We start from the raw sequence: 16,561 nt of genomic DNA, 5'->3' as shown, positions 1-16,561 counted from the left end.
CATGGACAAGCCCGTCACCCTGGCCGCCATCAGTGGCGCGCACGGCGTGACGGGCGAAGTCCGCCTGAAGTTGTTCGGTGAAGGAATCGACGCGCTCACGCGCTACGAGAGCTTCAACGGGGGCACACTGACGCTGCGGAAAATCCGCAGCGACAACAAGGGCGGGGCGGTCGCCCGCTTCGCGGAAATCCCGGATCGAACTGCCGCCGAAAAAATGCGTGGCACTCCGCTGACGGTGCCCCGCTCGGCCATGCCCGCGCTGGCCGAGGGCGAATACTACCACGCCGACATCATCGGATTGGCGGCCGTGAGCCCGTCCGGCGAGCATCTCGGCACCGTCGTGGGAATCGAGAACTACGGCGCGGGCGACGTGCTCGAGATAGAAGGTCCGGACCGGCGCCGCGCGATGGTGCCGATGACGACGGAAGCGGTGCCCGAGTGGAACGATCAGAAGGTGGTGATCGACCCCGCCTTCCTTGCCTGATCCCCGGGCGCCGCGCCGCTGCGAGCCGTGACTGCGGTTATGCCAGTTCGCGCGACTGCTGCTGATCGACTTGCTGTTCCCAGGCGCGAAATTCGCTGCGGCTGAGCAGATAACGCCCACGCGCCTCGTCGAAAGTGATCACCTCGTCACGCACCGCGCGAACGACTTCCGCCTTGCGGGCCGGGGACCAGTGGACCTTGTGCGATTTGGGGAGCCCGGCCCGCTTGATCGCTTCGGACACGGTACTGTCATACGGGTATGCCATCGATTTCACTCCTTCGCCCCCGTCAGAACGAGAAGTGACCGGGCAGGGTTAATTCCGTCCTGCCGGACATGGCTTATTTCCGGTTAAGCATCCGGAACGTGCCGTCCTTGCGACGAACGGAAGCGCCAGTCACCCAGCACCAGCCAGGCGAGGCCAAGCGCGACTGCAGTGGCGCCCATATCGGCGAGCCAGTCGCTCCATTGCGCGTCGCGATGCAGCGAGGGAATCGACTGGAGCAACTCGATCGCCGCTCCGAACCCCGCCAGGGCGACGAACACCGGAACGGGTCGGTTTCGCCAGCCGCCTGCGGCGAGTGCGCCGAGCGTGAAGAAGGCGAGCATGTGCTGAACCTTGTCGCCCGGTTCGAGCGGAAGCGACGGCGGATGGGGCAGGAGCGCCATCACCAATGCGAACGCCGCCGCAAAGAAAAACGCGCGCCGCAGCCAGGACTGCACGCGCGCGCTTTCAAGCAGGCGGAGGATGGCCTCAGCTCTCGACGTGTTCGGCCAGCACCGTGAGACCATTCTCGCCAACTTCGGCGAAGCCGCCGCGCACTTCGATGCTCTCCGGTGCCGATCCTTGCGTGCGGTACACCTGGAGCGCGCCGTCGCGGATGGTGCTCATCACGGGCGCGTGCCCTTCGAGCACGCCGAAATCGCCCTCGGTGCCGGGGACGACCACCATGTGGACGTCTTCCGACAGCACGAGCTTGGCCGGGGTTACGAGTTCGAAGTGGAGCGCCATAGCCTTAGGCCTCGTCGGCCATCTTCTTGGCCTTCTCGACCGCCTCTTCGATCCCGCCGACCATGTAGAACGCGGCTTCGGGCAGGTGGTCGTACTCGCCGTCGACGACGGCCTTGAACGACTTCACCGTGTCTTCGAGCTGGACGAACTTGCCCGGGATGTTGGTGAACACCTCGGCCACGTGGAACGGCTGCGACAGGAAGCGCTGGATCTTGCGCGCGCGGGCGACGGTGAGCTTATCCTCTTCCGACAACTCGTCCATGCCGAGAATGGCGATGATGTCCTGCAGCGACTTGTACTTCTGCAGCACTTCCTGGACGCGGCGGGCGGTGCGGTAGTGCTCCTCGCCAACGACGCGCGGCTCCAGAACGCGAGAGGTGGAATCAAGCGGGTCCACCGCGGGGTAGATGCCCAGCTCGGAAATTGCGCGGCTGAGCGTCGTGGTCGCGTCAAGGTGCGCGAACGAGGTGGCCGGAGCCGGGTCGGTAAGGTCGTCCGCAGGCACGTAGATCGCCTGCACCGAGGTGATCGAGCCCTTGGTGGTCGAAGTGATGCGTTCCTGCAGGTTGCCCATGTCGGTCGACAGGGTCGGCTGGTAGCCCACCGCCGAAGGAATGCGGCCGAGCAGCGCCGACACTTCCGAACCCGCCTGGGTGAAGCGGAAGATGTTGTCGACGAAGAACAGCACGTCCTGGCCTTCCTCGTCGCGGAAGTATTCCGCCATCGTCAGGCCCGAGAGCGCGACGCGGGCGCGGGCGCCCGGGGGCTCGTTCATCTGGCCGAACACCAGTGCGACCTTCGAACCTTCGCTGGTCGCGTTGCCCTCGGCGTCCTTGGCGATGACGCCGGCGTCGAGGAATTCGTGGTAGAGGTCGTTTCCTTCGCGGGTGCGCTCACCCACGCCGGCGAACACCGACACGCCGCCGTGGCCCTTGGCGATGTTGTTGATCAGTTCCTGGATGAGCACGGTCTTGCCCACGCCCGCGCCGCCGAACAGGCCGATCTTGCCGCCGCGCGCATAGGGCGCCAGCAGGTCGATGACCTTGATGCCGGTGACGAGAATGCTGGCTTCGGTCGACTGGTCGATGAAGAGGGGAGCCTCGGCGTGGATCGGCGCGCGCTTCTCAGCGCCGACAGGGCCGCGTTCGTCGATCGGCTCGCCGACGACGTTGAGAATGCGGCCCAGGGTCTTCGGGCCGACGGGGACCGAAATCTGCTGGCCGGTATTGCGCACGGTCTGGCCACGGGTGAGGCCCTCGGTCGCGTCCATCGCGATCGTGCGCACGGTGTTCTCGCCGAGGTGCTGGGCGACCTCGAGCACGAGCCGGTTGCCGTTGTTGTCGGTTTCCAGCGCGGTGAGGATCGCCGGAAGCTCGCCTTCGAAGGCGACGTCGACGACGGCGCCGATCACCTGGGCGATCGTACCGGTGGTGGTCTGGTTCAGGACGGGGGCGGTGGCCATGGTCTTTTCCTTGCCTGCGATGCCTTAGAGCGCTTCCGCGCCGGCGATAATTTCAATGAGTTCGGTCGTGATCGCGGCCTGGCGGCTGCGGTTGTACTGGATGGTCAGCTTGTTGATCAGCTCGCCTGCGTTGCGCGTGGCGTTGTCCATCGCGGTCATCGAGGCGCCTTGCTCGGACGCCTGGTTTTCCAGCAACGCGCCGAAAACCTGGGTCTTGAGATAGCGCGGCAGCAGCTCGGCGAGGATTTCTTCCTCCTCCGGCTCATACTCGACCGCGGCCTTGCTGGTGGAGCCGGTCTCCGGGGCCGGGACGGGGATGATCTGCAGGCGGGTGGGCTCCTGCGTCAGCGCCGATTTGAACTTCGAAAAGAACAGGTGCGCGACGTCGAACCTGCCCGCCTCGTACATCTCGACCAGCTCGGCGACGATCCGCTCTGCCTCGGCATAGCCGGGCTCGCGCACTTCGGTGGTGTCGAACATCTGGGCGATGTTGTTGGGATGCGCGCGGCGGATGGGCGCGCGGCCCTTGCGGCCGACGAGGTAGAAATCGACGTCCTTGCCCTCGGCCCGCAGTTCGCGCGCCTTGGTCAGCGCAGCACGCACGATGTTCGAGTTGAACGCGCCCGCGAGGCCCTTGTCCGAGTTGGCGACGACCAGCAAGTGCCGCTGGTCCTTCCCAGTCCCGCGGATCAGCTTGGGCGCGCTGTCGCCGCTCACCTTGCCGGCGAGCGAGGCCATCACCGCGCCCAGCCGCTCGGCATAGGGACGCGCCGATTCGGCCGCCGCCTGCGCCTTGCGCAGCTTCGCGGCAGCGACCATCTGTTTGGCCTTGGTGATCTTCTGGGTCGACTTGACCGAGTTGATCCGACCCTTGAGTTCCTTCAGCGAGGCCATTTCGGCTCCCTAGCTCGTCTCGTCAGGTTCAGGCGTACTGCTTGCCGAAAGCGTCGAGAGCTTCGGCGGTCTTGTCGGCCACCGTGCCTTCGAACTTCTGCGAAGTGCGGATCTCGGCCAGCAGGTCCGAGTGATTGCTGCGCATGTAGCTCAGCATCTGCGCCTCGTAGTCGGTCACCTTGTCCACCGCGACGCTGTCGAGATATCCGTTGGTGCCGGCGAAGATCGACACGGTCTGCTCCTCGAACGGAAGCGGCGAGAACTGCGGCTGCTTGAGCAGCTCGGTCAGCCGCGCGCCGCGGTTCAGCAGCTTCTGCGTCGAGGCGTCGAGGTCCGAGCCGAACTGCGCGAACGCCGCCATCTCGCGGTACTGCGCCAGCTCCAGCTTGATCGAGCCCGACACCTTCTTCATCGCCTTGGTCTGCGCGGCGCCGCCGACGCGGCTGACCGACAGGCCGACGTTGATCGCCGGGCGGATGCCCTGGAAGAACAGGTTGGTCTCAAGGAAGATCTGGCCGTCGGTGATCGAGATCACGTTGGTCGGAATGTAGGCCGACACGTCGCCCGCCTGCGTCTCGATGATCGGCAGCGCGGTCAGCGATCCGCCGCCGTTTTCGTCGCTCATCTTGGCCGCGCGCTCGAGCAGGCGGCTGTGGAGGTAGAACACGTCGCCCGGGTAGGCCTCGCGCCCCGGCGGGCGGCGGAGGAGGAGCGACATCTGGCGGTAGGCGACGGCCTGCTTCGAAAGGTCGTCGTACACGATCACGGCATGCATGCCGTTGTCGCGGAAGTATTCGCCCATCGTGCAGCCGGTGTAGGGCGCAAGGTACTGCAGCGGAGCGGGCTCCGAAGCGGTCGCGGCGACGATGATGGAATATTCCATCGCGCCGTTCTCTTCCAGCGTGCGGACGAGCTGCGCGACGGTCGAGCGCTTCTGGCCGACGGCGACGTAGATGCAGTAGAGCTTCTTGCTCTCGTCGGTGCCGGCGTTCGCTTCCTTCTGGTTGATGAAGGTGTCGATCGCGACTGCCGACTTGCCGGTCTGGCGGTCCCCGATGATCAGCTCGCGCTGGCCGCGGCCGATGGGAACGAGCGCGTCGATCGCCTTGAGACCCGTCTGCACCGGCTCATTGACCGACTGCCGCGGAATGATCCCCGGCGCCTTCTTCTCGACGCGCATGCGCTGTTCGGCGACGATCGGGCCCTTGCCGTCGATCGGGTTGCCGAGCGCGTCGACCACGCGGCCCAGCAGACCCTTGCCGACGGGCACGTCGACGATGGTGCCGGTGCGCTTGACGTTGTCGCCTTCCTTGATCTCGGAGTCCGAGCCGAAGATGACGACACCGACGTTGTCGGCTTCGAGGTTGAGGGCCATGCCCTGGATGCCGTTGGCGAATTCCACCATCTCGCCGGCCTGGACCTTGTCCAGCCCGTGGATGCGGGCGATGCCGTCACCGACCGAGAGCACCGAACCGACTTCCGAGACTTCCGCCTCGGTGCCGAAGTTGGCGATCTGGTCCTTGATGACCTTGGAGATTTCTGCGGCGCGGATTTCCATGAGTGAAGCTACCTTTTGGCAGACGGGCGAAGCGCCCTTAGGCCTTCATGGCCTGTTCGAGTGAGTTGAGACGGGTGCGGATCGAGCCGTCGATCCGCTTCGAGCCGATGGTGACGACCAGCCCGCCGAGCAGGTCCGGATCCACCTTCGTGGTGAGCTTGACGGTGCGGCCTTCACGCGCGGTCAGCTTTTGGCGAAGCTGTTCGATCTGCGCATCGGTGAGGGCGTGGGCGCTGGTCGCCTCGGCAGAGACTTCGCCACGCTGCGCCGCGGCGATGGCGCGGAATGCGCGGATCACGCTGCCGAGCTGCGAGAGGCGGCGGTTTCCGGCCAGCACGCCAAGGAAGCGGCGGGTGAGTTCGCTGATGCCGAGCATATTGGCGACAGCTTCCATCGCCGCGCCCTGTGCCTTGCGGCCGATTTCGGGATTGGTGGTGAGCGCGCGCAGGTCCACCGATTCAGCCAGCGCCCGGTCGAGCATGTCGAGGTCCGATTCGACTGCCGTCACCGTGCCCGCTTCGCTGGCGAGATCGAACAGCGCCGAGGCGTAACGCCCTGCGAGGCTAGCCTGAATACCGGCGGAAATATCCACGCGCGTTGGTCCCTCTGGATCCGGAGAATAGTTCGGTTTCGAGCGCGCCACGATGTGGCGGCCGCAAGGCTGCCCGGGCAAGCTTGGCGCGCCCCTATCACCGAGATTGCCACGATGCAATCACGCTTGGGTACGAGCATTGTGCAACCGAATGGCGCCCGCTCGCGGGCCTAACCCTGGTCACTCGGGCGGCAGGAATAGACCAGCCGCTCGTTGGCCTGGGTGGGAAGCAGGGCGACGACGCCGGATTGCATCTCTCCGAGGCGGCTTGCGGCGTCCTGCGACCCGCACTCCGGCGCATGGTATCTCGAACGCGCCTGCCGCGCCCTGGCCATCGCCGATTGGCCAAGCGCGAACTTGTCCGTGCGGAAGGTGCGCGTTGCCGGGTCGAAGCTGTTGACCGACACCGCATCTTCCGAATTGGGGACGAACAGCCGGCTCCACTTGCCATCCGCGAAGCCGTACTGGGTGCGCCCGTTGACGCAGCCATTGGAATTCCAGGCGAAGTCGAGGTCTTTGGGAGGTTGGCTGACTATCCGGCTGCGGCTTGGTACGATGGTGCAGGTAAGTTCTGCCGCGCCGGACTCCGTCGCCGAGGTCGGTGTCAATTCGCCCGAGCCGCCGTCGTCGGCCAGTGCGTCGGCGGCGCGGCGGTCGATCGCATCGATGCCCGGCCGGGTGAACCACACAGCCAGAGCGCCAATCAAAGCCGCCGCTGCCACGACACCCGCAATCCGGCTGGCCTTGCCGCCATCCTCCCTCGTGCGCAGGTTCCAGGCTGCGAAACCCGCCCCCAGCGAGAGCAGCAGCAGGAGTCCGGCGATCGCCATTCCGTTCTCCCGGTCGTCGAGCACGGACAGCTCGGCTTCCATCATGGCCCGCTCTCGCCTGGCCCGGTCCGATTCGGCCCGTTCCGCAAGCCGCGCCCGAGCCGCGGCCTGCTCGTTGGCCAGCCTTTCGCGCTCCGCTTCGTCAAGCTGCGCCATCGACTGGCACGGCAGCGCGTTGACCGCGGGCGTGATCCCGGCCCCTTTCAGGAAAGGCAGGAGTTCCTTATCCGACACTGCGAAGGAGAATTCGGCGTCGGCGGCATCGTCCGAACTGGTCCCGAAACTGTTGACGCCAAGCACCCGCCCGCAGCTGTCGAGCAGCGGTCCGCCCGAATTGCCCCGGGCGATCGGGGCGGTGTGCAAAAGCGTGTCGACATCCCGGCTGGGCCGCGCGCCCGAGATGAAACCCCGGCTTTTGACCGGCGGTTGCGGGCGAAACAGGTCGGGCAAATCCAGTCCCTGAGCACGGTCGACGTTCATCGGATAGCCAACCGCGGAAACCTCCGCTCCGTCGCCGGCGGGCACTCCGGAAATGGTCAGGGGCGGGAGGCGCAGCTTGCCGGTAGTCTCGATGATGGCCAGGTCCTTTGCCTCGGACACCGCGAGCACCCGGGCGTAGTCCGCCGAATCGCCATCCGGCGGTACGATCGCAATGCGAAGGGTATCGTCCTGCAAGGCCGCGCGCACGACATGGGCGTTGGTGACGATCCGGTTGGGTGTCACCGCAAAGCCCGTGCCGTGGCTGATCGGGGTCACTGCTTCGCCATCGGACGCCATGATGACGACGCGGACGACCCCGCGCGCGGCAGCGGATATATCGGCCGGCTCGGACTGCGCGCCAGCCGGAATGGCCATCAGGAGGAGCGCGGCGAGCGCCGGGAACAAGCGTTTCATCGCGGCAGCTTGTGGCGTGCCGCGACATTGACCGCAAGCGACGGGACGCGCGCCCGGTCGCGGCGAGCTAACTGTTCAGCCGCAAGCCTTTGTGGCACCAGGAGACAAGCGCGATGGCCCAGGACCCCTCTCTTACCGACGACGATCGCTGGCGCATCGCGCTGGCGAAGGACCGCCGTTTCGATGGCCGGTTCGTCACCGGCGTGCATTCCACCGGGATCTATTGCCGACCAAGCTGCCCCGCGCGCGCTCCGCGCCGGGAGAACGTGCGTTTCTACGCCTCCTGCACCGAAGCCGAGGCGGCGGGATTGCGCGCCTGCCGGCGGTGCGCCCCGAATGCAGTCGCGCGCGACGAGGCGGCGGTGCTTGCGGCGATCGACGAGATCAAGGCAAGCGAAGGCACGCCGCGCCTTGGCGAACTTGCAGCGCTCGCGGGTTATTCGGCGGCGCATTTCCAGCGCGTCTTCAGCCGTGCGACCGGCCTTTCCCCGGCCGCCTATACGCGTGCGCTTCGCGAGGAGCGAGCCCGATCGGCGCTGACCAGGGAAGGACGGGTGACCGGCGCGATCTACGAGGCGGGGTACGAAAGCCCCAGCCGGTTTTACGAAGGGGCCGCGGACAAGCTGGGCATGCAGCCAAGCGCCTGGGCCCATGGCGGGCACGGGGTCACGATCCGCTGGGCGGTGGTGGAAACGACCCTGGGGGCAATGCTGGTCGCGGCGACCGACAAGGGCGTGTGCCGCCTGTCGTTCGGAGAAGGACCGGCGGACCTGGCGCGGCGCTTTCCCAATGCCGAGCTGGTCGAGGGCGGTGGGCCCTTTGCGGGTCTACTGGCGGAAGTGATCGCTGCGGTCGAGACACCGGGGCAGGGCGCACACATTCCGCTCGACGTGAAGGGAACCGCTTTCCAGGAAGCGTGCTGGCGGGCGCTCCGCGCAGTTCCCGCCGGCGAAACCCGCACTTATGCGCAGATCGCTGCCGCTGCGGGCAATCCCAAGGCGGTCCGCGCGGCCGGCAGCGCCAATGCGCGCAACAATGTCGCCGTGCTGATCCCGTGTCACCGGGTGGTCCGGACGGGAGGTGACATCGGCGGGTACGCCTATGGTCTCGAAATCAAGCGCGAGCTTCTGAAACGCGAAGGGGCGGAATGACAGAACAGGTATCCGGCAAGCCGTTGTGGCGGCGTGTCCTCGATTTTCCGCTGGTCGCGCTGGTCATCGCCCTTGTCGCGCTGATCGGCGGCATCGCGCTGGTCACGCCCGTCCTTCGGCTGTTGCCGCTGGAGGCGCTGCCGGCCTGGGTCGACAAGCCGCCGCTCATCTCGCTATGCGTCATTGCCGTCTCGGTGGTCGTGTACAAGCTGGTGGTCACTCGCCTGGGCGACCGCCGGCGCGATGACTTGATGTTCGACCGCACTGCGCGCGACAGCATCCGCGGCACGGCCATCGCCGCGGTGTTGATGACTGCCATAGTCGGGGCGGCTTTCCTGGCTGGCGCTTACCGCATCGATGGCTGGGGCGGCAGTACGAGCTGGCCTCTGCTGTTGTTCGGCGCGGGCCTGCAGGCGGCGTTGTTCGAGGAAATTCTCGCGCGCGGGGTGCTGTTCCACTTTCTCGAGGAATTCGGCGGCAGCTGGTTCGCGCTGGCGCTCAGCTCGGGGCTGTTCGGGCTGGCGCATATCTTCAACGCGAATGCGACCCTGTTCTCGTCGCTAGCCATCGCAATTGAAGCCGGGCTGATGCTCGGCGGAGCATACATGCTGACCCGCAATCTGTGGCTGCCCATCGGACTGCATTTCGGGTGGAACGTCACTCAAGGCTACGTGTGGGACGTGCCTGTCTCGGGATTTCAGGTGGATGGCCTGGTGGAGGCGCACAGCGCGGGGCCGGTCATCCTGTCGGGCGGACAGTTCGGCCTTGAAGCCTCTGTCCTGGCGCTCGCGCTGGCGACCCCGCTCGGCGCGTGGTTCGTCGTGCAGGCAGCCCGGCGCGGAAACATCGTGCGCCCGTGGTGGGTGCGGCGGCGGCTGGCGCGAAGCCGCGGTCAGTCCAGCTTAGGCTCCATCCCCGGCTCGCACTTCTCCATTGCGCGGCGATAGGCCGGCCGTTCGCCGATCCGCTTCAGGTAGGCGGCGATGTGCGGGTAGGGCGCCAGGTCCGCCCCGCCGAACATGCGCGAGGTGGTGAGATTGAACCCCATCATGATGTCGGCAGTCGTCAAATTCTGCCCGCCGAAGAACGGAGTCTCCGCCAGCCGCGCATCGGCCAGCTGCCAGCCCTTCGCCATCCGGTCCGCCACGAAGCCGGGCATCTCGTCGCCGCCAAGCTGGCGCGCGACCAGCGCCATCATGCCGTTGGTCATGAAGGTGGCGTTGGAGAAATGGAACCAGAACAGGTGGCCGGCAAAGTCCGGGCTTTCCGGTCCGGGTGAGAGCCTCGCGTTGCCGTACTTGCGATCGATGTACTCGCAGATCGCGCCGCTTTCACCGAGCACGAGATCGCTGTCGGTGATGACCGGCGCGATGCCCATCGGGTGGAGAGCCTTGTATTCGTCGGGCGCGAGGTTGTTGTCGCTGCGGCGAGTATAGAGCTTCAGCTCGTAATCGAGGCCCAGCTCCTCGCACAGCCAGACGATCCGTTCCGATTGCGAGATGCGCAGGTGGTGGACGGTGAGCATGGCAGGTCCTCTCGCTAGACGAAGCTGTAGGGGTCGATGTCGATCGACACTCGCACGCCCTGGGGAAAGCGCAAGGGGGCGAGCCATTGGCGGATCACGTCCTGCACCTGCGCGCTGCGGCGGGCGTTGATCAGCAGGCGATAGCGATAGCGGCCTCGCAGAAGGCTGAGCGGCGCGGGCGCGGGGCCGAGGATCATTACGTCGGGAACGTTCGGCTGGGTTCCGCCGATCAGGCGGGCGGCCTCCTTGGCCTCCGCCTCGTCCTCGCTCGACACAATGATCGCGGCCCAGCGGCCGAAGGGCGGGGCCCCCGCGTGGCGGCGCGCCTCGGTTTCGGCTTCGTAGAATGCGTCGCGATCCCCGGCCGCCAGTGCTGCGATTACCGGGGCGTCGGGGTGACGGGTCTGGATAAGAACCTCGCCGGGCTTGGCGCCGCGCCCGGCGCGCCCGGCGACCTGCGCGACCTGCTGGTAGGTGCGCTCGGCTGCGCGCAAGTCGCCGCCTTCGAGACCGAGATCGGCATCGACGACACCAACGAGCGTCAGTTCGGGGAAATGGAAGCCCTTCGTTACCAGCTGAGTGCCGACGATCACGTCGATCGCGCCCGCTTCCGCCTCGGCCACGAAGGCGGCGGCTTTCTCGGGAGAGTTCAGCGTATCCGACGTCGCAACCGCCACGCGCGCCTCGGGCATGATTTCGGCCACCTCGTCGGCGATGCGTTCGACGCCCGGCCCGCAGGCGACGAGGCAGTCGAGTTCGCCACATTCGGGGCAGGCGGGCGGCGGCTGGGTCTCGTGACCACAGTGGTGGCAGGACAGGCGACGCGAGAGGCGGTGCTCGACCAGCCAGGCGCTGCAATTGGGGCACTGGAAGCGAAAGCCGCAGTTGCGGCACAGCGTGAGCGGGGCATAGCCGCGCCGGTTGAGGAATAGCAGCGTCTGCTCGCGCCTCTCGAACCGTTCCTTCATCGCTTCCACCAGCCGCGGAGCGAGCCAGCGCCCTCGTTCAGGCTTCTCCACCGTCAGGTCGAGCGTGTCGATCTCGGGCAGCCGCGCGCCGCCGTAGCGATCGTCGAGAACCAGCCGCTCGTAAACGCCGCTCTCGGCCATCTGCAGGCTTTCGAGCGCGGGCGTCGCGCTGGCGAGGATGACCGGCAGCTTTTCGAAATGTGCCCGCATAACAGCGACATCGCGGGCGTTGTAGCGCACGCCTTCGTCCTGCTTGAAGCTCACCTCGTGCGCTTCATCGACCACGATCATGCCGAGGTTCGCGTAGGGCAGGAAGAGGGCCGAGCGGGCGCCGACGACCACCTGCGCGGTGCCCGCCGCGATGGCGCGCCAGGCGCGGCGGCGTTCGGTGGACTTGAGGCTGGAGTGCCAGACCACCGGGGGGGTGCCGAAGCGGTCTTCGAATCGACGCAGGAACGCCTCCGTCAGCGCAATTTCAGGAAGCAGGACGAGGATCTGCTGACCGGCATCGAGAGCGGCGGCAACGGCTTCCAGATAGCATTCCGTCTTGCCCGAGCCGGTCACGCCATCAAGCAGGAAGGGGGCGAACTCGCGCGCGCGAACAGCGTCAATGAAGCGCTCACTTACCGCACTTTGAGCGTCCGATAGCACCGGAACAGCGTAGTCTGCTCGGGCGCGAGGGTAAGGCCGGTCGCAATCGACCTGCACCGGTTCCAGAACGCCCTGGTTGACGAGCCCGCGCAGCACCCCGTCGCTGACCCCCGCGATACCGGCGAGTTCGCGGATGGTCGCCTGCTCGCCCTCCAGCGCTTCGATCGCAGCCTGCCGCTGCGGGGTCATCCGTTCGGGCAGCCCGCCCGACAGGCGGTATTCGGTGATCGTGGCCGGACCGCGCAGCGCGCCGCCGCTCGCGAGCACCATCCGCGCAACCGAGGCGAGCGAGGCGCAGTAATAATCGGCGGTCCATTCGATCAGTCGCCGCAGTTCGGCTTTGAGCGGCGGGACGGGGACGACGGCAAGCAATGGCCGCAGCTTCGCGTCCGGAACCGGGTCGGTGGGGAGCCGTTCCTCCTCCCAGACGATCCCGATGATCTGGCGGGGGCCAAGCGGCGCGACGACGACCGACCCGGGCTCGACGTGCATCCCTTCCGGTACACGGTAGTCGAGCGGGCCGAGCGCGGCGTTGAAGATCAGCAGTCGGGCGCGGTTCATGGTTCAATGCCCATATGGGCGTCGCCGGGGTGGAGCGGCAAGCCAAGGACAAGAGCAATGACCGAATTGATTTCGCCCCCGAGCCTGTTTCACCGCCGCAAGTTTCTCGCCGGTCTAGGCGTGGCGAGCGGCGCGCTGGTGCTGCCCGCCTGCGCCGGACCGTTCGGGGGCTTCAGCTATACCGATGCCATCGCCCGCCTGCTGTTCCTTTCAACCGGCCGCGCGTTCGATCGGATGACCGCGCCGGGCGGGTTCTGGGACCAGCAGGTCGCTCAACTTGGCCTCGACCAGTTCCTCGGCGCTCGTGGGGGAACGCTCAACCGTATCCTTACTTCCGCCCTGTTCAAGGACCGGCTTGCCCATGCGCTGGCCCCGGTTGCGTTCGACGCCGCCGAGCGCGCCGCGCCAGTGGTGGCCGATACAGTCCGCACGATCGGCTTTGCCAACGCGGTCGAACTGATCCGCGGAGGCCCGACCGCGGCGAGCAGCTACCTGCGCCAGGAGATGGGCACCCGCCTGATCGACGCGATGCTGCCCGGAGTGGGCCAGGGCCTGCGGCTTGCCAGCGATCCCATCGTGGGTGAGGCGATCGCCGCGCTGTCCGGCGTCGACGTGCCGCAGATTGCACGCAACTTCACCGGCCGGGTGGACGATGTGATCTGGAACGAGATCGGGATGGAGGAAGCGAACATTCGCGCCAATCCGCAGGCGACTCGCGATCCTCTGCTGATAGGTGTTTTCGGAGCGGCGAGCGCGCTCTAGCCGCATCGCCATGCGCGGGCTAAGGCATCCGGGAATCGCGCATTCCCGGAGCCTTTGCCTGCCATGAAATTCTTCGCCGACACCGCCGAGATCGCCGACATCCGCGAACTGAACGACGCGGGCCTGCTCGACGGCGTCACCACCAATCCTTCGCTGATCCACAAGTCGGGCCGCGACTTCATGGAAGTGACGAAGGAAATCTGCGGCATCGTCGACGGGCCGGTTTCGGCCGAAGTCGTGGCACTCGACCACGAGACGATGATGCGCGAGGCGGAAGTCCTGCGGAAGATCGCCGACAACGTCTGCATCAAGGTGCCGCTGACGATCGATGGCCTCAAGACCTGCCGTGCGCTGACCAGGGACGGCACGATGGTCAATGTCACGCTGTGCTTCTCCGCCAACCAGGCACTGCTCGCCGCGAAGGCTGGCGCGACGTTCATCTCGCCCTTCGTCGGCCGGCACGACGATAACGGGTTCGACGGGATGGACCTCATCCGCGATATCCGCCTGATCTACGACAATTACGGCTTCGGCACCGAAATCCTCGTCGCCAGCGTGCGCCACGTGATCCACGTGCTCGAAGCCGCGCGCATCGGCGCCGACGTCATGACCGCGCCGCCCGCCGTTATCCGCAACCTCGCGAAGCACGTACTGACCGACAAGGGCATCGAAGGCTTCCTTGCCGACTGGGCGAAGACCGGCCAGACCATCCTGAGGTAACCTTGGCCGACGAAACGCCCCTTGACCGCTTCAAGCACGCGCTGACCGGCGCCAGCCGCGCGCTGGCGCATGAGCCGGAAGTAGAGGTGGCGTGGAGCGCCGATGCGCCCACGGCGAGGGGCAAGCATTTCCGGGTCCCGCTTCCTGGCCGTTCCATCCCCGCCGACCAGGCGCGTGAGGCGCGCGGGTTTGCCGACAGCTTCTCGCTCAAGCTACGCCACCATGACGAAGCGATGCACGCCCGCGCGATGCCGCCCGAACCGACGGCGCGCGAATGCTTCGATACGGTGGAGCGCATCCGTTACGAGGCGCTGGGCGCGAACAATTTCGAAGGCATCCGCGAAAACCTCGATGCAGCGACCGAGGTGCGCACCAATTCCGATCCGATCGCCCGCGCGATCCGGCCCGAGGATGTGCCGGTGGCGAGCGCGCTCGGCCTTATCCTGAGGGAGAAGCTGACCGGTGAACCGATTCCCGCGCGCGCCGCGCCGGGCGTGGAGATGGTCCGCGACTGGATCGAGGAGCGCGCCGGGGCGGACTTCGAGGCACTGGCGCTGTCGCTAGACGACCAGAAGGCGTTCCAGGGGCTCGCGCTCGACTTGCTGCGCCATCTCGACCTGACGCTGCCCGAGGACATGGACCAGCCGTCCGACGACAGCGACGAGGGCGAGGAGCCGGAAGGCGAGGATCAGGACGAGGGCGAGGACGACAACCAGGGCGAGGGCAGCCCCCAGTCGACCGAAATGGCCGGCGAGATGTCGGAAGGCGACGACGAGGGCGAATCCGACACCGAGATGAGCTCGGAAGAGGATACGACCGAAGGGGAACCGGGCGACGAGGGCGAGGAGGGCATGATGCCCGTGCGCCCCAATCGCCCGTGGACCGACATTCCAGAAGGCTTCGACTACAAGGCCTATACCACCCGCTTCGACGAGGTGATCGAGGCGACCGAGCTGTGCGATGCGGACGAGCTCGACCGCCTGCGCCAGTATCTCGACAGCCAGCTTACGGGCTTGCAGGGCGTGGTGACGCGGCTCGCCAACAGGCTCCAGCGGCGACTGATGGCGCAGCAGAACCGCAGCTGGGACTTCGACCAGGAGGAAGGGCTGCTCGATGCCGCGCGGCTCGCTCGCGTGGTCATCAGCCCGGGGCATTCACTCAGCTACAAGGTGGAGCGCGAGCAGGAGTTCAAGGATACCTGCGTCACCCTGCTGATCGACAATTCCGGGTCGATGCGCGGACGGCCCATTAGCATTGCCGCGATCAGCGCCGACATTCTCGGCCGTACCCTGGAGCGCGTCGGCGTGAAGACCGAGGTGCTCGGCTTCACAACTCGCGCGTGGAAGGGCGGGCAGAGCCGCGAGGCCTGGCTGGCGGACGGCAAGCCCGCGCAACCCGGCCGCCTCAACGACTTGCGCCACATCGTTTACAAGAAGGCCGACGAGCCGTGGCGCCGCGCGCGCCGCAATCTCGGCCTGATGATGCGCGAAGGGCTGCTCAAGGAGAACATCGACGGCGAAGCGCTGCTGTGGGCGCACGAGCGCCTGCTCCGCCGCCCCGAGGACCGTCGCATCCTGATGGTCATCTCCGACGGCGCGCCGGTCGACGACAGCACCCTAAGCGTGAACAGCGCCGGCTACCTCGAACAGCACTTGCGCAAGGTGATCGACTGGATCGAAAACCAGTCCCCGGTTCAATTGGTGGCGATCGGCATCGGGCACGATGTGACCCGCTACTATCGCCGCGCCGTGACAATCATGGACGTCGAGCAGTTGGGCGGAACGATCACGGAGCAGCTTGCCGAACTGTTCGAGGTGGATTGATGGATATTTCCGAGGCTGTTGCCAGCCGCCGCTCGATCCGCGCGTTTCTCGACAAGCCAGTAGATCGCGCCGTTCTGACGCGCGTGCTGAAAAAGGCGCAGCGCGCTCCTTCCGGCGGCAATACCCAGCCCTGGCATGGCGTGGTGCTGACCGGCGAACCGCTCTCGCGACTGATCGCCCGCATTGCCGAAGACTTGCCAAAGGGGCGCGCCGCGCACGGGCCGGAGTATCACATCTATCCGCCGGAACTGGACGGCGCCTACGAGACACGCCGCCGCGGGGTGGGTGAAGACATGTATGGCGCGCTGGAAATCCCGCGCGAGGACAAGCTGGCTCGTCTCAGCTGGTTCGCGCGCAACTTCCAGGCATTCGGCGCGCCGGTGCTGATGCTGGTGCACACGCCCAAATACATGGGACCGCCACAATGGTCCGACATCGGCATGTGGCTGCAGACCGTGATGCTTCTGCTGCGCGAGGAAGGGCTGGACTCCTGCCCCCAGGAAGCGTGGGCGGTCTATTCGAAGCAGATCCGCGAGGTGGTCGCGATTCCAGAGGACCACACGTTCTTCTGCGGCCTCGCCATCGGCTGGGGCGATCGCGGCGCGGCGGTAAACCGCTTCCCGGTCGCCCGCGCGCCGCTCGAAGAAGCGGTGCGGTGGGAGGGATGGGATTGACCG

General features: G+C 66.6%; 17 protein-coding genes. 7 read left to right on the top strand and 10 right to left on the bottom strand.

Annotated elements, in window-relative coordinates; genetic code table 11:
- Window position 1: 1 nt before the first annotated feature.
- Window positions 2–484 (top strand): ribosome maturation factor RimM, encoded by a 483-nt coding sequence (gene rimM, locus IEW58_RS07255; RefSeq protein ID WP_188644518.1) that lies wholly within the window; start codon window positions 2–4, stop codon window positions 482–484.
- 37 nt (window positions 485–521) lie between these two features.
- Here rimM and IEW58_RS07250 read toward each other — a convergent pair whose 3' ends face one another.
- The 8 genes from IEW58_RS07250 to IEW58_RS07215 form a co-directional block, all read right to left on the bottom strand.
- Window positions 522–749: a DUF1153 domain-containing protein gene (locus IEW58_RS07250; RefSeq protein WP_188644517.1), complete on the bottom strand. Its 228-nt coding sequence runs from the start codon at window positions 747–749 to the stop codon at window positions 522–524.
- Between the two features lie 83 nt (window positions 750–832).
- On the bottom strand, window positions 833–1,204 hold the full coding sequence (locus IEW58_RS07245; protein ID WP_188644516.1) for a VanZ family protein: 372 nt from the start codon (window positions 1,202–1,204) through the stop codon (window positions 833–835).
- A gap of 31 nt (window positions 1,205–1,235) precedes the next feature.
- Window positions 1,236–1,493 carry an ATP synthase F1 subunit epsilon gene (locus tag IEW58_RS07240; protein ID WP_188644515.1) on the bottom strand — a complete coding sequence of 86 codons (258 nt, stop codon included), beginning with the start codon at window positions 1,491–1,493 and terminating at the stop codon, window positions 1,236–1,238.
- Window positions 1,494–1,497: 4 nt separating this feature from the next.
- Complete coding sequence (gene atpD / locus IEW58_RS07235) at window positions 1,498–2,955, bottom strand: F0F1 ATP synthase subunit beta (protein WP_188644514.1); 1,458 nt, start codon at window positions 2,953–2,955, stop codon at window positions 1,498–1,500.
- A 24-nt stretch (window positions 2,956–2,979) separates the two neighbouring features.
- Window positions 2,980–3,849 (bottom strand): F0F1 ATP synthase subunit gamma, encoded by an 870-nt coding sequence (locus IEW58_RS07230; RefSeq protein WP_188644513.1) that lies wholly within the window; start codon window positions 3,847–3,849, stop codon window positions 2,980–2,982.
- Window positions 3,850–3,877: 28 nt separating this feature from the next.
- On the bottom strand, window positions 3,878–5,407 hold the full coding sequence (gene atpA / locus IEW58_RS07225) for a F0F1 ATP synthase subunit alpha (protein WP_188644512.1): 1,530 nt from the start codon (window positions 5,405–5,407) through the stop codon (window positions 3,878–3,880).
- Between the two features lie 37 nt (window positions 5,408–5,444).
- Window positions 5,445–5,999 (bottom strand): F0F1 ATP synthase subunit delta, encoded by a 555-nt coding sequence (locus tag IEW58_RS07220; protein ID WP_188644511.1) that lies wholly within the window; start codon window positions 5,997–5,999, stop codon window positions 5,445–5,447.
- Window positions 6,000–6,169: 170 nt separating this feature from the next.
- Window positions 6,170–7,723 (bottom strand): trypsin-like peptidase domain-containing protein, encoded by a 1,554-nt coding sequence (locus IEW58_RS07215; protein ID WP_188644510.1) that lies wholly within the window; start codon window positions 7,721–7,723, stop codon window positions 6,170–6,172.
- Window positions 7,724–7,836: 113 nt separating this feature from the next.
- Between IEW58_RS07215 and IEW58_RS07210 the strand changes: the two genes are divergently transcribed.
- Window positions 7,837–8,874: a bifunctional transcriptional activator/DNA repair enzyme AdaA gene (locus tag IEW58_RS07210; protein ID WP_188644509.1), complete on the top strand. Its 1,038-nt coding sequence runs from the start codon at window positions 7,837–7,839 to the stop codon at window positions 8,872–8,874.
- Entirely contained in the window at window positions 8,871–9,821 is a 951-nt protein-coding gene (locus IEW58_RS07205; RefSeq protein ID WP_188644508.1) for a CPBP family intramembrane glutamic endopeptidase, read from the top strand. Before IEW58_RS07210 ends, IEW58_RS07205 begins: the two co-directional genes overlap by 4 nt.
- On the opposite strand, the gene IEW58_RS07200 is transcribed toward IEW58_RS07205, so the two are convergent.
- Window positions 9,767–10,399 carry a glutathione S-transferase family protein gene (locus IEW58_RS07200; protein ID WP_188644507.1) on the bottom strand — a complete coding sequence of 211 codons (633 nt, stop codon included), beginning with the start codon at window positions 10,397–10,399 and terminating at the stop codon, window positions 9,767–9,769. The genes IEW58_RS07205 and IEW58_RS07200 overlap by 55 nt on opposite strands.
- Before the next feature lie 14 nt (window positions 10,400–10,413).
- A complete protein-coding gene (locus IEW58_RS07195; RefSeq protein WP_188644506.1) occupies window positions 10,414–12,579 on the bottom strand; it encodes a primosomal protein N' in 2,166 nt (721 codons plus the stop codon).
- A 57-nt stretch (window positions 12,580–12,636) separates the two neighbouring features.
- Between IEW58_RS07195 and IEW58_RS07190 the strand changes: the two genes are divergently transcribed.
- From IEW58_RS07190 to IEW58_RS07175, 4 genes are all read left to right on the top strand, one after another.
- Entirely contained in the window at window positions 12,637–13,341 is a 705-nt protein-coding gene (locus IEW58_RS07190) for a DUF4197 domain-containing protein (RefSeq protein ID WP_188644505.1), read from the top strand.
- A 63-nt stretch (window positions 13,342–13,404) separates the two neighbouring features.
- Window positions 13,405–14,061: a fructose-6-phosphate aldolase gene (fsa, locus tag IEW58_RS07185; protein WP_188644504.1), complete on the top strand. Its 657-nt coding sequence runs from the start codon at window positions 13,405–13,407 to the stop codon at window positions 14,059–14,061.
- 2 nt (window positions 14,062–14,063) lie between these two features.
- Window positions 14,064–15,884 (top strand): cobaltochelatase subunit CobT, encoded by a 1,821-nt coding sequence (cobT, locus tag IEW58_RS07180; protein WP_188644503.1) that lies wholly within the window; start codon window positions 14,064–14,066, stop codon window positions 15,882–15,884.
- Window positions 15,884–16,558, top strand: coding sequence for a nitroreductase (locus IEW58_RS07175; RefSeq protein ID WP_188644502.1), 675 nt, complete (start codon window positions 15,884–15,886; stop codon window positions 16,556–16,558). Before cobT ends, IEW58_RS07175 begins: the two co-directional genes overlap by 1 nt.
- The last annotated feature ends 3 nt before the right edge of the window (window positions 16,559–16,561 follow it).

Source organism: Tsuneonella deserti (assembly GCF_014644315.1).
Taxonomy (GTDB): domain Bacteria; phylum Pseudomonadota; class Alphaproteobacteria; order Sphingomonadales; family Sphingomonadaceae; genus Tsuneonella; species Tsuneonella deserti.
The sequence above is the reverse complement of the archived record's forward strand: the minus strand, read 5'-3'. Positions and strand labels throughout refer to the sequence as shown.

Coding starts and splice junctions, on each gene's coding strand:
- rimM (WP_188644518.1), top strand. CDS start 2: ATGGACAAGCCCGTCACCCTGGCCGCCATCAGTGGCGCGCACGGCGTG.
- IEW58_RS07250 (WP_188644517.1), bottom strand. CDS start 749: ATGGCATACCCGTATGACAGTACCGTGTCCGAAGCGATCAAGCGGGCC.
- IEW58_RS07240 (WP_188644515.1), bottom strand. CDS start 1,493: ATGGCGCTCCACTTCGAACTCGTAACCCCGGCCAAGCTCGTGCTGTCG.
- atpD (WP_188644514.1), bottom strand. CDS start 2,955: ATGGCCACCGCCCCCGTCCTGAACCAGACCACCACCGGTACGATCGCC.
- IEW58_RS07230 (WP_188644513.1), bottom strand. CDS start 3,849: ATGGCCTCGCTGAAGGAACTCAAGGGTCGGATCAACTCGGTCAAGTCG.
- atpA (WP_188644512.1), bottom strand. CDS start 5,407: ATGGAAATCCGCGCCGCAGAAATCTCCAAGGTCATCAAGGACCAGATC.
- IEW58_RS07215 (WP_188644510.1), bottom strand. CDS start 7,723: ATGAAACGCTTGTTCCCGGCGCTCGCCGCGCTCCTCCTGATGGCCATT.
- IEW58_RS07210 (WP_188644509.1), top strand. CDS start 7,837: ATGGCCCAGGACCCCTCTCTTACCGACGACGATCGCTGGCGCATCGCG.
- IEW58_RS07205 (WP_188644508.1), top strand. CDS start 8,871: ATGACAGAACAGGTATCCGGCAAGCCGTTGTGGCGGCGTGTCCTCGAT.
- IEW58_RS07200 (WP_188644507.1), bottom strand. CDS start 10,399: ATGCTCACCGTCCACCACCTGCGCATCTCGCAATCGGAACGGATCGTC.
- IEW58_RS07195 (WP_188644506.1), bottom strand. CDS start 12,579: ATGAACCGCGCCCGACTGCTGATCTTCAACGCCGCGCTCGGCCCGCTC.
- IEW58_RS07190 (WP_188644505.1), top strand. CDS start 12,637: ATGACCGAATTGATTTCGCCCCCGAGCCTGTTTCACCGCCGCAAGTTT.
- fsa (WP_188644504.1), top strand. CDS start 13,405: ATGAAATTCTTCGCCGACACCGCCGAGATCGCCGACATCCGCGAACTG.
- IEW58_RS07175 (WP_188644502.1), top strand. CDS start 15,884: ATGGATATTTCCGAGGCTGTTGCCAGCCGCCGCTCGATCCGCGCGTTT.